The organism is Anaerotignum propionicum (assembly GCF_024461735.1).
GTDB lineage: Bacteria > Bacillota > Clostridia > Lachnospirales > Anaerotignaceae > Chakrabartyella.
In genome coordinates this window covers 44056-58845 of record NZ_JANGAD010000004.1, presented here as the reverse complement: position 1 = coordinate 58845, position 14790 = coordinate 44056, and the positions used below count along the sequence as shown (strand labels likewise).

General features: G+C 38.3%; 13 protein-coding genes and 1 tRNA gene. 7 read left to right on the top strand and 7 right to left on the bottom strand.

Annotation, left to right across the window (positions count from 1 at the left end; genetic code table 11):
• Positions 1–55 precede the first annotated feature (55 nt).
• On the top strand, positions 56–1483 hold the full coding sequence (locus tag NE558_RS06835) for a sigma 54-interacting transcriptional regulator (RefSeq protein WP_256149221.1): 1428 nt from the start codon (positions 56–58) through the stop codon (positions 1481–1483).
• Positions 1483–2748: a stalk domain-containing protein gene (locus NE558_RS06830; RefSeq protein WP_256149219.1), complete on the top strand. Its 1266-nt coding sequence runs from the start codon at positions 1483–1485 to the stop codon at positions 2746–2748. The genes NE558_RS06835 and NE558_RS06830 overlap by 1 nt, the downstream gene beginning before the upstream one ends.
• Positions 2749–3043: 295 nt before the next feature.
• Here NE558_RS06830 and ftsH read toward each other — a convergent pair whose 3' ends face one another.
• The 3 genes from ftsH to murA form a co-directional block, all read right to left on the bottom strand.
• Complete coding sequence (ftsH, locus tag NE558_RS06825; protein WP_256149218.1) at positions 3044–4894, bottom strand: ATP-dependent zinc metalloprotease FtsH; 1851 nt, start codon at positions 4892–4894, stop codon at positions 3044–3046.
• Positions 4895–4952: 58 nt separating this feature from the next.
• Positions 4953–5414, bottom strand: coding sequence for a MarR family winged helix-turn-helix transcriptional regulator (locus NE558_RS06820; RefSeq protein WP_256149217.1), 462 nt, complete (start codon positions 5412–5414; stop codon positions 4953–4955).
• 91 nt (positions 5415–5505) lie between these two features.
• Positions 5506–6768 (bottom strand): UDP-N-acetylglucosamine 1-carboxyvinyltransferase, encoded by a 1263-nt coding sequence (gene murA / locus NE558_RS06815; protein ID WP_256149216.1) that lies wholly within the window; start codon positions 6766–6768, stop codon positions 5506–5508.
• 161 nt (positions 6769–6929) lie between these two features.
• Here murA and NE558_RS06810 point away from each other — a divergent pair.
• Positions 6930–7000, top strand: a tRNA-Gly gene (locus NE558_RS06810).
• Between the two features lie 272 nt (positions 7001–7272).
• Here NE558_RS06810 and mscL read toward each other — a convergent pair.
• Positions 7273–7659 carry a large-conductance mechanosensitive channel protein MscL gene (gene mscL, locus NE558_RS06805; RefSeq protein ID WP_256149215.1) on the bottom strand — a complete coding sequence of 129 codons (387 nt, stop codon included), beginning with the start codon at positions 7657–7659 and terminating at the stop codon, positions 7273–7275.
• A gap of 387 nt (positions 7660–8046) precedes the next feature.
• Here mscL and NE558_RS06800 point away from each other — a divergent pair, with 387 nt between their 5' ends.
• Together NE558_RS06800 and NE558_RS06795 are read left to right on the top strand one after the other, a co-directional pair.
• Entirely contained in the window at positions 8047–8742 is a 696-nt protein-coding gene (locus tag NE558_RS06800) for a cell division ATP-binding protein FtsE (protein ID WP_256149214.1), read from the top strand.
• A complete protein-coding gene (locus NE558_RS06795; protein ID WP_256149213.1) occupies positions 8739–9599 on the top strand; it encodes a C39 family peptidase in 861 nt (286 codons plus the stop codon). Before NE558_RS06800 ends, NE558_RS06795 begins: the two co-directional genes overlap by 4 nt.
• 93 nt (positions 9600–9692) lie before the next feature.
• On the opposite strand, the gene NE558_RS06790 is transcribed toward NE558_RS06795, so the two are convergent.
• Genes NE558_RS06790 through fliD form a run of 3 tightly spaced genes read right to left on the bottom strand, consistent with a single transcriptional unit; the run spans position 9693 to position 12993 of the window.
• Positions 9693–10100 (bottom strand): hypothetical protein, encoded by a 408-nt coding sequence (locus tag NE558_RS06790; protein ID WP_256149212.1) that lies wholly within the window; start codon positions 10098–10100, stop codon positions 9693–9695.
• Between the two features lie 21 nt (positions 10101–10121).
• Entirely contained in the window at positions 10122–10508 is a 387-nt protein-coding gene (fliS, locus tag NE558_RS06785) for a flagellar export chaperone FliS (RefSeq protein ID WP_256149211.1), read from the bottom strand.
• 25 nt (positions 10509–10533) lie between these two features.
• A complete protein-coding gene (fliD, locus tag NE558_RS06780) occupies positions 10534–12993 on the bottom strand; it encodes a flagellar filament capping protein FliD (protein WP_256149210.1) in 2460 nt (819 codons plus the stop codon).
• Between the two features lie 139 nt (positions 12994–13132).
• Here fliD and NE558_RS06775 point away from each other — a divergent pair, with 139 nt between their 5' ends.
• Positions 13133–13906: a ParA family protein gene (locus tag NE558_RS06775; RefSeq protein ID WP_256149209.1), complete on the top strand. Its 774-nt coding sequence runs from the start codon at positions 13133–13135 to the stop codon at positions 13904–13906.
• 169 nt (positions 13907–14075) lie between these two features.
• A complete protein-coding gene (locus NE558_RS06770; protein WP_256149208.1) occupies positions 14076–14774 on the top strand; it encodes a late competence development ComFB family protein in 699 nt (232 codons plus the stop codon).
• Positions 14775–14790: the final 16 nt, after the last annotated feature.

Sequence of the window (14790 nt, the reverse complement as noted above, 5' to 3'; positions counted from 1 at the left end):
GTAACAAAGTAATTGTTATAATATTAATTTCTCACAAAATTGAGGTGTAACTTTTATGAGACTGACAAAAGAGCTGTTTTTATCTCTGGATATTCTCCCTGATGTGTTGGATCGCATCAATGACGGGGTAAATGTGGTAGATACAGATGGTATTCTTGTTTATGTAAATGAGATCAGCGCAAATTATGCTGGAAAAACCAAGGAAGAGATGATTGGTAAACCAATAACAGATTTTTATCCTGCCGCAGTCCTTTTGACTGTTTTGCAAGACCGCAAGCCTGTTTTGGATAAAACCATTCATTTTGTTCCTCCAAAGAAATATATCGTAAACTCCTATCCCATTGTCCACAATGGTAAATTTTTAGGGGCTTTTTCTGTTTTTCAGGATATTCAGGAGCTGGATCAGTTAAACAGCAAAATCAAACAATTGGAAATACAAGTAAAACTCACCAGACCAGAGGGTGATTTTAACCATGTGGTTCATCTGGGAACCATGCAAAGTGTGTTTAGACAAGCTAAAAAAATTGTTGGCTCTTTAGGAGGCCCTCGTCATTCTATCATTACAGGGGCATCAGGCACAGGTAAAACCATGCTGGCAAATTTAATTTATAACTATGCCAAAGAAATTGGTGTAATCAGCAAAAATGCACCTTTTATCGAAATCAACTGTGCACAGTTTACAAACCCGGATATTGCAGCTATGGAAATCTTCGGTTCTGTAGAAGGAGCGTATACAGGTTCAAAAAAGAAAAAAGGTCTTTTTGAGCAAGCAAACGGCGGAATTCTTTTTTTAGATGAAGCCCATACCATTGAAAATTATCAGAACCTTCTTTTGAAAGCAATCGAATCGGGGAAAATCCGTCGTATTGGAGATACAAGGGAAGTTGATATCAATGTTATCGTCATTGCCGCATCCACCAAAAACCTTCACGAGGTCTTTCTCCCCGAGCTTTATCAGCGGTTGGGGCAATATGAAATGTATTTGCCTTCCTTGCAAGAACGTTCCTTAGAGGAAAAAGAGCAGCTCTTTTTGCACTTTGTGAAAAAATATGAAACTGCTGTTTGGGAAGCAAGAAAAATCCACTATCACGTGGTGTTTACACCACAGGCGAAGCATGCTTTGTTAAATGCCGTTTATCCAAGAAATATCCGACAAATGCGCGATGTTATCAATTATAGTATTGATGCCTCATCCCCATTAATTGAGGATATCGGGGAGAAAACAGATATTACCACCACTGTTGGACTGGAGCATATCCCCTTTGATGTTTCAGATAAATCGGAGACAGAAAAAAATGATTCCCTGCCCCCCTCCAATAAAATAACTGAGGATGTTGCTCAATTTATATTTGAACGCTATCAAAATGGAGATGGCCCCAGAAAAATTTCCAACCGCTTGACAGAAATGGGATACGACCTGCCCTATTACAAAGTAGCTTACTACCTGAAAAAAGAATATAACCAAGAAGGGGGCTCAAAATAATGAGAAATCATTGGAGTAAAAAGCATGGAAGAAAATGCATCAATTTTGGCATTGTTCTTATTGGCTTTTACTTATTTATTGGAATTGTCTATGCGGCTCCACCTATGGCTTCTGTTTATATCAATAATCAGAATATTCCCTTTTCAACAGGTACAGGCTATCCCTTTACGGATAGCAATGGACGGATGCAGGTTCCCTTACGGGCAACTATGGAGGCCTTTGGCTGTGAAACTGCATGGAATGAAGCAGAAAAAACAGTGACACTAATAAAGGAAAACACCACGGTACAGGTTCCCATCGGAAAGAATTACTTGGTCATAAATGGTATACAAAAGACTACAGATACCTGTGCCCTTGTAAAGGACGGCCGCACCTACCTGCCAATTCGCTCTGTTTTGGAGGCCTTTGGTGCAAAAGTTAGTTGGGATGGAAAAAAGAATATACTGGGCATTACCCAAGAAATAGACGGCATATTAACGGTGCATTTTATTGATGTAGGGCAAGGGGATGCCATTTTGATAGATAATCAAGATTTTGAAGTTCTTATAGATGGTGGAAATAATAAGGATGGAAAGGCTATTGTGACTTATCTGAAAGATTATATTGACGGAAATCTGGATTTGGTGATTGCCACCCATCCTGATGCTGACCATATCGGCGGTTTAGATGATGTGATAAAGGCCTATGATGTATCCAAAATTATAGACAGCGGCGCCACAAAAGATACCAAAACCTATGAAGATTATTGGCAGGCCGCCCAGAACGAGCCTAATTGTAAAGTACTATATGATGATGATATGGTTCTTGATTTAGGCAATGGTGCCAGTCTGAAAATCATAGAAACAGGTGACGACTATAAAGATTCCAATGATAATAGTGTTGTGACACAATTAAATTATGGCGAAGTTTCTGTTTTATTTACTGGAGATATGGAGCAGGAAGCAGAGGCAACTTCCCTTTCTAAATTTGGCAAGGTAAACGTATTAAAAGCTGGTCATCACGGTTCTAAAACGTCATCATCCCAAAATTTTTTAGATGTGCTAAAACCCGAATACGTTATTATCTCCGCCGGGAAGGGAAACAGCTATGGTCATCCCCATAAAGCTGTTTTGGAGCGTTATTTTAATAGTGGAGCTACCGTTTACGGAACCTTCCGCAGTGGTACAATTATTATGAAAACCGACGGACACAGCCTTTCCTTTCAAACAAACAACCCTGTTGTCTTAGGGGATGCAGGGGATAAAAAGCAAGCGCTAGCTGGGTGAATCAAAGCCATTTGGGTCAGCAATTCCATCCTAAAACTATCTTTGGAACAAACAGCACTTCTATGCCAATTGTCCTTAAACTTTAAAGGGGTGCCTACATCGTAGACACCCCTTTTTTTGTTACAAATTTTCCATACCTCATTGGCTATCCTAGAGATTCAAATACTTTTAAAACTATGCAAGAATATTTAAATAAACGCTTAAAAAAGAGAGTGTCAACTTTGTCGACACCCTATTTTTTATAAAAGTTTTTGGCTCTTGCTTTTTTTCAAAAGATTTTGGCGAAGCCCAAGGTCTATAGTTCTTCGTCTCTTTCTTTCTTTTCACCGTTTAGAATCTCCATAAATTCGTCCCCGGTTATCGTTTCTTTTTCCAGAAGGTATGCAGCAATTTCATCCATCTTTTCTCTGTTTTCCGAGATTATCCCATACGCTTTGTCATGGGCTTCCCTTATCATTTCAATGACAGCTTTGTCAATTTTTGCGGCGGTTTCGTTAGAGCATGCCAGTGTGGTATCCCCACCCAAATATTGATTATTCACCGTTTCCAGAGCTACCATGCCAAACTCTTCACTCATGCCATAGCGGGTAATCATGGCTCTTGCCATTCGGGTTGCCTGCTCAATATCATTAGAAGCGCCAGTGGTAATAGAGCTAAAACATATTTCCTCTGCAACACGTCCACCTGTTAAAGTTGCAATTTTATTAAAAGCTTTTTCCCGATCCATAAGGAAAAATTCTCCTTCGTCTACCTGCATAGTGTAGCCGAGGGCTCCTGAGGTTCTTGGGATAATGGTAATTTTGTGAACCGGAGCAGAATTTTTCTGCTTTGCCGCAACCAGTGCATGTCCCACTTCGTGATAGGCGATAATCTCCTTTTCATGCTTGGAAACAACTGCACCTTTTCGTTGATAGCCTGCTAAAATTACCTCTACACTCTCCTCTAAATCGCTTTGACTTACTTTAGAACGACCCAAGCGAACGGCTCTTAGGGCACCCTCGTTAATAATATTTGCAAGCTCAGCCCCAGATGCACCGGCTGTCGCCCTTGCAATCGGACCAAAATCAATGTTATCTTCCATGGTTACTTTTTGTGCATGAACCTTTAGAATGGACTCTCTTCCTTGTAAATCAGGCAATTCCACAGGGATACGTCTATCAAAGCGACCAGGACGAAGCAATGCTTTATCCAATGTTTCCGGTCTGTTTGTAGCCGCCAAAATGACAACACCTTTTTTGCCGTCAAACCCATCCATTTCCGTTAAAAGCTGATTTAATGTCTGCTCTCTTTCATCATTGCCACCCATTCCATTTCCGCCATCACGCTTTTTGCCAATGGTATCAATTTCATCAATAAATACAATGCAAGGTGCTTTTTCGTTAGCCTGTTTAAATAAATCTCTCACTTTGGCAGCACCCATACCAACAAACATTTCAACAAACTCCGAGCCGGATATGGAGAAAAATGGTACATTTGCTTCTCCGGCGACAGCTTGTGCCAAAAGAGTTTTTCCTGTTCCCGGAGGTCCTACCAATAAGGCACCCTTTGGCATTTTCGCCCCAACCACCGTATATTTAAATGGGTTGTGAAGGAAATCAACTATTTCGGTGAGGGCTTCCTTTGCCTCATCCTGTCCAGCCACGTCTACGAAGGTCTTTCCTGTTTGAGCTTTCACATAAACCTTTGCGTTGGACTTACCAAAGGACATGGCGTTACCACCCATGCCGCCCATCTTTCCCATCATCTTACTCATAACAAATCGCCAGAACAAAGCAAATACAACTAACATGACCACGGTGCTAATAAGTGGTGAAAATTCTTTCGGCTTTACTTCGTTAAACTTAACCCCAGCATTGTCCAACCGATCAACAAGCATGCTATCATCCATACGGCTGGTTACATAAACCTTCTCCGGCTGAACTCCGGTCTCCCCATCCTTGGTTCCTTTTAAAATAAAATATATATTATCTTCATTAACCTGCACTTCACTGACATTTTCATTTTTTAAATCACTTAAAAACACATCATAGCTTACCTTTTCCATTGCATCCTTTGTAAACAAAGGTAATAAAAAGGTGTTGAAAAGAAACATGGCCAATAAGGCCAATATCCAATAATATATAAACGGCTTCTTTTTATTCTCCATATAGTTCACTCTCTTTCTTTTCTTCCCCGGTCTCTCACAAACATTGATTGTTATGTATTTATTTGTCCATCTCGTTTTTTTTCAAATCAACCAAATTTTCTTTTATTTTCTCAAGCACCTTATAAAAAACCATCCACTCTTCATCCAAAATATTTTTTGTCATTTTCTGTTCCATAAGACAAAGCTGTTGTAAGATATCACGGTAAAGACGATTTGCATCTTCTGTAAGGGTTATTTTTTTTAACCTTGCGTCATGAGCAACGTTTTGTCTTGTGATATATCCTTTTCTTTCTAAAATCTGCAGAATACCTGATACAGTTGATCTTCTAATATTAAAATCAGCTTCTAAATCCCTTTGAAAAACATCTCTATCCTGATTGTCATAAAGATAGTGAATAATCCAAATCTGCATTGTAGTTAAGTTTTCTGCTTCTTTATTACTTGGCTGTTGGGCGATTTGTCTGCAAATAGAATTGACAATAGATTTTAATTCCACACAAAATTTTGACTGAAACTCCATAAAATCACCTCCGATTGTTAGGTTGCTGACAGTATAACATCCTAACAATCGTAAGGCAATTAAAATACAGTTAAGATTTGCTATATAATTGCTAATTTTCCTCGGTACGCTGAATATCTGCGCCCAAGCCCCTTAATTTCTCGTCTATTTTATAATACCCTCGCTCAATATGGTGAATGTCACCTATTTCTGTTTCCCCCTTTGCTGCCAAAGCTGAAAGAATCAACGCTGCACCCGCTCTTAAATCCGTTGCACGTACCTTACTGCCTGTCAACTCATCCACGCCCTCAATCACTGCATTACGACTCTCAATTCGAATATCTGCACCCATTCGCTGAAGCTCACCAGCGTGGGTAAACCGATTTTCAAATACCGTTTCTGTAATGACACTGGTTCCTTTCGCCACAGTCATTAAACTCATAAAAGGTGCTTGCATATCTGTGGGAAATCCAGGAAAAGGCATTGTTTTTAATTGTAATGGTTGAAGCTTTCCTTTTCTATATACATGGAGTCCTTCTGGAATTGTTTCAATCTTCACATTGCATTCCGCAAGCTTTGCAATTACCGGTTTCAAATGTTCTTCTCTTACATTCTCAAGAATAATGTCTCCACCTGTAATTGCCGCTCCTACCATAAAAGTGCCCGCTTCAATTCGATCAGGAATCACTTGATGTTTGGTACCTCCAAGTTCTTTCCCACCAATTATCTCCACCGTATCAGTGCCGTCTCCTTGCACATCTGCCCCTAATTCTCTAAGGAAATCAGCTAAATCTATAATTTCCGGCTCTGCTGCTGCGTTCTCAATGACTGTTTTGCCTTTTGCTAGAACTGCTGCCATCATAATATTTTCCGTTGCCCCAACACTGGGAAAATCCAAATAAATATTTGCTCCCTTTAACTTTTTTGCAGTTAATTCTATGATTCCGTGTTCCTGCTTACTTTTCGCCCCCATGGCATGAAAGCCTTTTAAATGCAAATCAATGGGTCTGCTTCCTATCTGACAGCCTCCGGGATGGGGCAATCTTGCTTGACCATATCTGGAAAGCAATGGTCCCGCCACAAGAAAGGAGGCGCGCATCTTCCCTGCCTGTTCATAAAAACTTTCAATTGATGTCAATTCTTTTGCACAAATAGATATAATTTCTTTTTCCTTATCATAGGAAACTTCTGCACCAAAACCTTTCAAAATCTCCAGCATATTCAAAACATCCGTGAGAGGCGGAACATTCTCAATAATGCAGGGCTCCTGTGTTAATAAACAGGCTGCTAAAATTGGCAAAGCCGCATTTTTTGCACCACTAATACGAACTTTACCTTGAAGCAAGTCTGTATGATGAATTACAAACTTTTCCATACCCATCCCTCGCATTTCTAAAAAAATAATAATGATTGCGACTTTATTATGTCCGTCGGAAACAAAAGCAACCGATAAAATATTCTCCGAATTTGTAAAATTTTTGTTTAAATTCACGCTTTACAGTTGGCAATCTTCTGTTATAATAGATACATATCTTCGCGGATGTAGTTCATCGGTAGAATGAAAGCTTCCCAAGCTTTAGAGGTGGGTTCGATTCCCATCATCCGCTTTTTGCAGTATTACCAGAAAGCTCATAAAAATATCAAGAAGCCTTGTATTATCAAGAAATATTTGGAATAAATAGTGTGCGTTTTTGTTTTGAACACAAATATTGGTATTTTATTGTGACTTAGCTTTTAAAATCTACTCGTGTTGAGTGGATTTTTTTATTTTATCCAAATGACTAAACAAACATCAAATTATGAATTCACAATTTTAAAAGACATGACAAATAAAAAAAACACAGAGAAAAATTCCCGTGTCTTTTTTAAAATTCTTCTATTATTTTTCTTTTAATAAATCTCTAATTTCCTCCAATAATAAGACCTCTGCCGCAGGCTGTGGGGGTGCAGGATTTTCTTCCTTTTTTCTCACTGAAATTATCTTAATAAAAATAAAAATAGAAAATGAGATAATCAAGAAATCAACAATAGACTGCATGAAAGAACCATATAAAATTGCTACCTCGGGCACATTTCCCACGCTAGGGGTAATGACGTACTTCAAATCCCCAAAATTGATTCCTCCCAAAAGCAAGCCAAGAATGGGCATCAAAACATCATTTACCAACGAAGTAACAATTTTACCAAAAGCACCACCTATGATAACACCTACAGCCAGATCAATCACATTTCCTTTTAACGCAAACTTTTTAAATTCCTGAAGCATGAAAACAACCTCCTTTTATATCCAACAAAAGAGCAAATCTAATTTTCTTTTCAATATACAATATTCTACAAAAAATATCAATCATATTACAAAATATGCTACGGCACCCTTCCACAATAGAATACAAATATTTTTCAAATAATACTTTGGCCCCTATATTTTGTCCTCAAAAATACTTCCAATAATTGTATTTTATTCTTAGTTTTTTTGCGTTTTTTAACAATGTAACCTTATAAATTATGCCAAATTGGATATAATGAAATAAAAAATTGCACTGAAATATTTTCTTTTCTATTATTTAGCGGTATATACAATTTTTCGCTTCAGTGTTATACTAAAAGGTAGAAATAGGGCTTTATTTGTCTAAATCAAACTTATTTGAAAGGCATGAGAATTTTGATTATATTCCATAATGTATCAAAAACCTATCCAAATAATGAAATGGGTGTGGAAAATGTTTCTCTTGAAATAAAGGATGGGGATTTTGTATTTCTTGTGGGGCAAACAGGCTCAGGAAAGAGTACGTTAATTAACCTTTTAACAGGGGAATTAAAGCCAACAACAGGAGATATTACTGTAAATAATCTCTCACTAGGCAGTTTGAACCATAAAGATTTTCCCTATTACAGAAGACTTTTGGGTATCATTAATCATGATTGTTTATTAATTGATCATAAAACTATTTATCAAAATTTAGAAATACCCATGCTAGCAACAGGTCATTCCAGCAAATCCATTCGAGAGGCCATTCCTTTGGCCCTTGGTCTGGTTGGAATGAGTAAAAAAATGTATGACTATCCCAGTAATTTGTCAGGCGGCGAAACCTTTAAAGTTCTTATGGCAAGGGCTGTGGTAAATAATCCGAAAATTATAATTGCTGACGAGCCCACTGCCCATCTTGATTATGATTCTTCCCTTGACATCATGTCTTTATTTAATGAAATCAATCAATTGGGAATCACAATCATTATTGCCACCCATGCAAAAGAGTTTGTGGATATCATGAAAAAGCGTGTGATTACAATGCAAAACGGCAAAGTTCTTGGTGATGTGAGTAAAGGAAAATATGGTTGGATTATATGAAAAAACGAAAACGGAAAAAAAATAATGGAAGAAAATTTTTTAGTACAGTATTTGTTGGAACATATATCAGCTTTTTGTTCTTTCTGTATTTATTTGCTACCCGCATAACCCCATGGGATGTGGATTATTTTATAAACGGTGTCTCCCAGCACGCCTCTCAACTGGTATTAACAATAAAAACAGAAAAGGCAGCTTTTGATGCAAAGCGGGAAGCGGCTGCTTTAGCAAAAGCTCTCGCGGCTGAAAAAAAAGCCGCTGAGGAAAAAGAATCCTCAAAAAAAACAAAAAAAGAAGAAAGCAAAAAGGAAACAGAAGAAACCACTCTGCATTCCGACACAATTGACTTGGTCTATTATTCCCAGAATGATTCTCGCTGGAGAACGGAATTTTACGGCGGAGATAATATCATCGGTGTTTTTGGTTGTGGGCCTACCACCCTTGCCATGGTGGTTAGCAGCCTGACAGAAAATGAAGTGACTCCCGAGATCACTGCAAAATGGGCTTTTGACAATGGTCATTTTTGTAACAACAGTGGCTCCTACCATTCCATCATTCCAAAAGGCGCACAAAATTATGGCCTTGTCTCAAAGAGTTTGAAAAACCCCACAAAAGAAACCATTATTCAAGAGCTCTCTGGGGGAAAATTGGTAGTGGTGCTCATGGATCGCGGACTATTCACTTCCCAAGGGCATTTTATTATTCTTCGTGGTGTTACACCTAATGGCAAGGTTTTGATTGCCGATTCCCAAAGCCCAGAAAATAGCAAACAACCTTGGGATATTCAAACAATCTTAGATGAAGCAAAATATTCTGCAAGTTCAGGAGGTCCATTTTGGTCCATCGAAAAAGCCTCCTAGTCTACTCACATATCTTTGTCATTCATTATTAAAGGCTTATGCACACTCCATGCATAAGCCTTTTTTTATTTCTAGTATGTACTGAGCAGGTGTTTATTCCTCTTTATTTCTATAAAAAGAATCATTCCCTCCAATTTTAAGGCTAATTGCTTTATCAAATTGAATTGTGCTTTCCACGCTTCTTTTTATCTTACAATAGATTTCGTTCATTCGCCTAAAATCTTGATTTTCCAGAAATGATGCTTCCACGTCTAATGTCAGTACGCTTTTCACCAAAGCTTCCTCTTTTTCAGACAATTTTCGTATCAATTCTTCTTGTATGTACTGCAAGTTATCTAGTTCAAGCATAATTTCTGTGCGCATTTCTAGATACAGCTCGAACGCATATAAATCGTTTCGCTGCAAGCAGTCCGCCATTTGCTTTGTAACATCCTGCAACTCATTTGCCTTATTATATTTCTTTTGGAGGTTTAGTATAATCTCCATCCATGCTGTATTCATATTGGCACATCCTCTAAGATTCTAATTTTTCACCAACTCCGCCTGGGTGATACGATCCGCCTCTTTAAAGGTATTTTTAAGATCCAAAATCATAGATCTTAAATTGTGAATCAACTCAACATTTCTTCCCGCTTTAATTCTGGCAACTTGAAACTGGAAAAACTCATACAGCTTAGAGATTTCTTGCCCGATGGGATAAGTCTTATCTAAAGTCGAGTCTAGATATCTGATGATCTCCGTGACCCTGTTCATGGATGCATCAAACTCAGGAAAATTCTCAGCCTTTATTGCCATCTCTGCCTTAGTAAGCCTTTTTGCGGATTCATCAAAAAGAAGCGTCAATAGCTCACCGGAGGTCATTGTGCTAACGGACTGCTGTTTATAATTTTGATAACCATAATTGTTCATATTGTATGCCAACCCTTTCAACCAATTACTGGCTACTATATTGACTCAGCCAACCACTTTGGGTGTTCATTTTCTGCATAACCACTTCTAATCGTGTAAATTGGTTCTGATATCTTGTTCGCTCTGATTTTAATTTTGTTTCATATTTTTTTATCGTTTTATCAATATCGTTCATTTCTGTAAGCAAAGCATTTTTAAGCATTGAGCTAGGGGACTTTGCATTACCGGCTTTTTCTATTAATTTACCTTTTGTTGCCCCTACAGTTGCAGCATACTTATCTGTGATTGCCTTCATTCTGGACATAACCCCGCCCGTCATAAGGTTATTATCTGTCAATTCCTCTGTAAAAAGCTCTTTAACTCTCTCGGGATCGTCCTGCAATGCATTTTTCAACTTAGTCTCGTCCAGTGTTATTTTACCATTATCAGACCAACTTGAAGAAACAGAAATACCTATATCAGATAATTGATTACTCTCGCTGCCTGTCTTCATAAAAACAAATCTTAAATCGTTTGCTAAGCTAGATATATCTGAATCTCCAAACAACAGACCTGCTTTCGCCTTCTTCTCCCATGCAGTGATTTCTGACTCTGACATGTCCTCTTTTTGTTCATCTGTTAGAGGAGTATAAGTTCTGTCACGTTTTTCCTTAATTGCCGCATTACTATCCGCAACCAAGGTGTTATATTCATCAATCATACTCTTGATAGCTTTGATTACTTTATCTGTGTCAACGCTGGCACTAAATTTAATGCCCTCTGTTCCTCCCACATACTCCAGTGCACCAGACCCATTATCCTGATAGCCAAAGGTATTGTTCGCTACAATCTTCATTCCGTTTAGATTAAAAGAATTTGTTGAACGAGAAATTTCCGTGGCATCTGCTCCGCCTTCTCCGTCATAGTCCACCAGGATGATTGCATCCTGACCTTTGACCTCTTTTCCATTCAACATTTTATTGTTAGAATCAATGGTCCCATCAGCGTTACGCTTACCAAAAAGCAATTGTTCCAGCTCATTTAATTGAGTTACATTCCCATCCGCATCTCTAGCGCCTATTGTTACAGAACCAGAGGCACCATTTTGTGAAGAAACAATGGAGAAGGAATCACTATTGGTTTGATAGGAAATGTTCACATCGGCACTTTTATTCGAATTGATCGCATTCATAATGTCCTTCAGTGATGTTTTATCCTTTTCATATTTAATTTTAATACTTTCCCCATTAATGGTAATTTCATATTCATTACCATCCACAAGCCCTGCATTTTCAACATCCTTTATTCCTGATTTTTCTAGGGTTGTTGTCAGGTTCAATTTATTTGATGAGCCATTCTCAATGCCAAAAACACTGCCCTCTCCCGTAATACCAATAGAGGAGCTGGAAACGTATAGTACAGATGATTTATCCTCGGCTCCAGATGGGAGTACTGTTTTAAATTGAAACGTATTATCACTGCCTTGCGTCAATTGAACTCTGCCTTTACCAAATGCGGTATCCAATTCATCTTGCAAATACTTTTTGAAATCTGTCTCATTTAGTTTTGTTTCATCATTAAAGGTAATGACCTTTCTTGTGCCATTGTATTCAAAGGAAAGGGATTTGCCCTTCATTCTTTCAGCAAAAGTTGTTTCCTTTTTCAGGTCCTCCGGTTTAATCTCTGCAAGGGCATTTAATCCAGAAGATGTAATGCTCTTATCCATAATGGTGGAAGAACCTGAAATAATTCCCAACGTTTTGAAAAGTTCGGCATCGCCATTGACAATTTTTAAAGCATTGCCAGCTTCACTGGTATTTTTAAAGTTTAATGTTTCTCCATCAGCAGAAACATTCATAACGCTGGCTAAGGTTTTATTTCCGCCAATGTCTACATTTTCTAATGCCTTATTCATGCCTTTTGCTACTTCTTCCGCATTGGTATAAGGGCCGCCCCCTTCTTTCGGAGGCATGTATGCAGTATATTGTTTATCTCCATATTTAACGATAAAGGCTTTCCCCAATAACGTAGATACATCCTCATTGCCAAAATTAACTGCGCCGGTTTGTATGTAGTTATCTGATAATGTTTCTGTTGTAGTAAAGTTTGCATCTTGTGCCAATTGCTTAATCCCATTTACAGTGAACTGCTGATCCCCGGTAACACTTCCACTGGCTGTAACATATTTGCTGTTGCTCCCAGATGGGGTAATTACACTTCTTGAGTAAAAATTTGCACTATAAAGGTTTGTGCTGGATGAGTACGATGTGTAATTATCAGCAAATCCTACCAGCTTATCACTAATTGCCCGGTAAGCATCTGTCTTCCATGACAATAAGGTTTTATTTTGCTTTTGCTTTGCAATCTTACTTCTTGTACTCGCCGTCATTCCATCTATCAATTCATCGGTATTCAAACCACTGACAAGACCACCAATTCCCTTTGATTGGCTTCCATATGCATTACTGGATGATGACGTAGAAGTGAGGCTTGATATTGTTGCCATAGTATTCCTCCTTCAATATAGTAAATGATGTGCTCAATATCCATTCTTATCTAATTTTCCTCTATACTTATTTTTCGACATATAGTATACTTTTATTAATAGTTTGGTACCACAATTTAAAAATTATGAGGTGATACTCGTGTCAGTAATCATTACTTTAACAAATCAAAAAGGTGGGGTAGGGAAAACAACAACCACCGCCACGCTTATTACAGGCTTATCCCTTCAAGAATATAAAGTTCTTGGTATAGATTTAGATCCACAAGGAAACTTAGGCTTCTCCTTAGGGCTTGATATAGAAAATACAGCAACGATTTACGACGTGTTTCGTGGCGAAGCGAACATTGAGGATGTGATTCAGGAAACAGAATATGGTGATATCATTCCTTCAAATATTTTGTTAAGCAGTGCGGAGCTTGAATTTAACCGTTCCGGAAGAGAATACCTTCTGAAAGAGGCACTGGAATCTGTCATGGATAAGTATGACTTTATCATAATTGACACACCGCCGGCATTAAATATATTAACAGTGAATGCCTATGTTTGCTCTGATCACCTGATTGTACCTATGGTTCCCGAGATTCTGAGCCTTTTGGGCGTCAGCCAATTAAAGGAGACCGCACAAACGGTAAAGAAATTCTATAATTCAAAATTAAATGTTCTGGGCTTGCTTTTGACAAAATATAATAGTCGTACAAATCTAGCCCTTGAAGTTGCTGATATGGCAAACGAAATTGCAAGTCAGCTGAATACCTCTGTTTTTTCTGCTAAAATTAGAGCCAGCGTGGCAGTTGCTGAAGCCCCTGCCCACGGTTCCTGTGTGCTGATGTATGCTCCCAGATCAAAGCCAACTCTTGATTATATCGACTTCATTGAAGAAGTCCTAATTCGTTGTAAGAGAGCAAGAAAATAATCAAGGGTTCATTGCATCCCCTCAATAAATAGGGGTGTTTCACTGCATTTTTTTTAACTTATTGCTCTGAATCAACAATCTAACTTTTACAGCATATCCCATAACAAGTGCCTGTTATGACGTTTCATGATATGCTTTGTTTATTATTTATTTGAAAAGAGGTATTAAAATGGCGCGTAAAACCAATAAGACCGCCCATGTCCTAAACCTGATTTCTAAGGCAAAGGATGAGCATCAAGCTATGGATGAACAAATGGAAATTGATAATACCGGCTCTGATGTGTCAAATGACTTAATGTTTATGGGAATCGAACCTTCCAATGATAAATCCATTTCGGAAAAAATAAATGAAAACTTAGAGGCTCTTATAGAAGAGGAAGATATCCCCTCCTCCGTAGCACAAGAACCTATGGAAAATGAGCTTTTGGAGAAAGAAAATACTGTGGAAGAATCTGTGGATATAAATACTATTGAACCGGTTACAGAAGTCACAGCGGAGGTTCCTATCCCAGAGTCACAGATGCAACCCAAGGAAGAAACATACGTGGCTGATTCCACTATAATCACTCATCAGGCCCTACCTGTGGAAGCACCCAAGGAGCATGTTTTTCACTATGTGAATGTTTACGAGAAATTGGTATTGGAACGTCTGGAAGAGTTTCAAACTATGTTTGAGGTTTGTTCCTGCCCAAGATGCACTGCTGATGTGATTGCAATCGCACTTACAAACCTACCTGCAAAATATATCGTTGTAGATAATCCTAAAATCATTCCTTTGCTTAGTTTTTATCGGGAAAAATTTAAAACCCCCGTTGCCACCCAGCTCTCTAGTGCTTGTGTGACTGTAAAGGAGAAACCCCTGCATTAATGCAAGAAGCAGATAC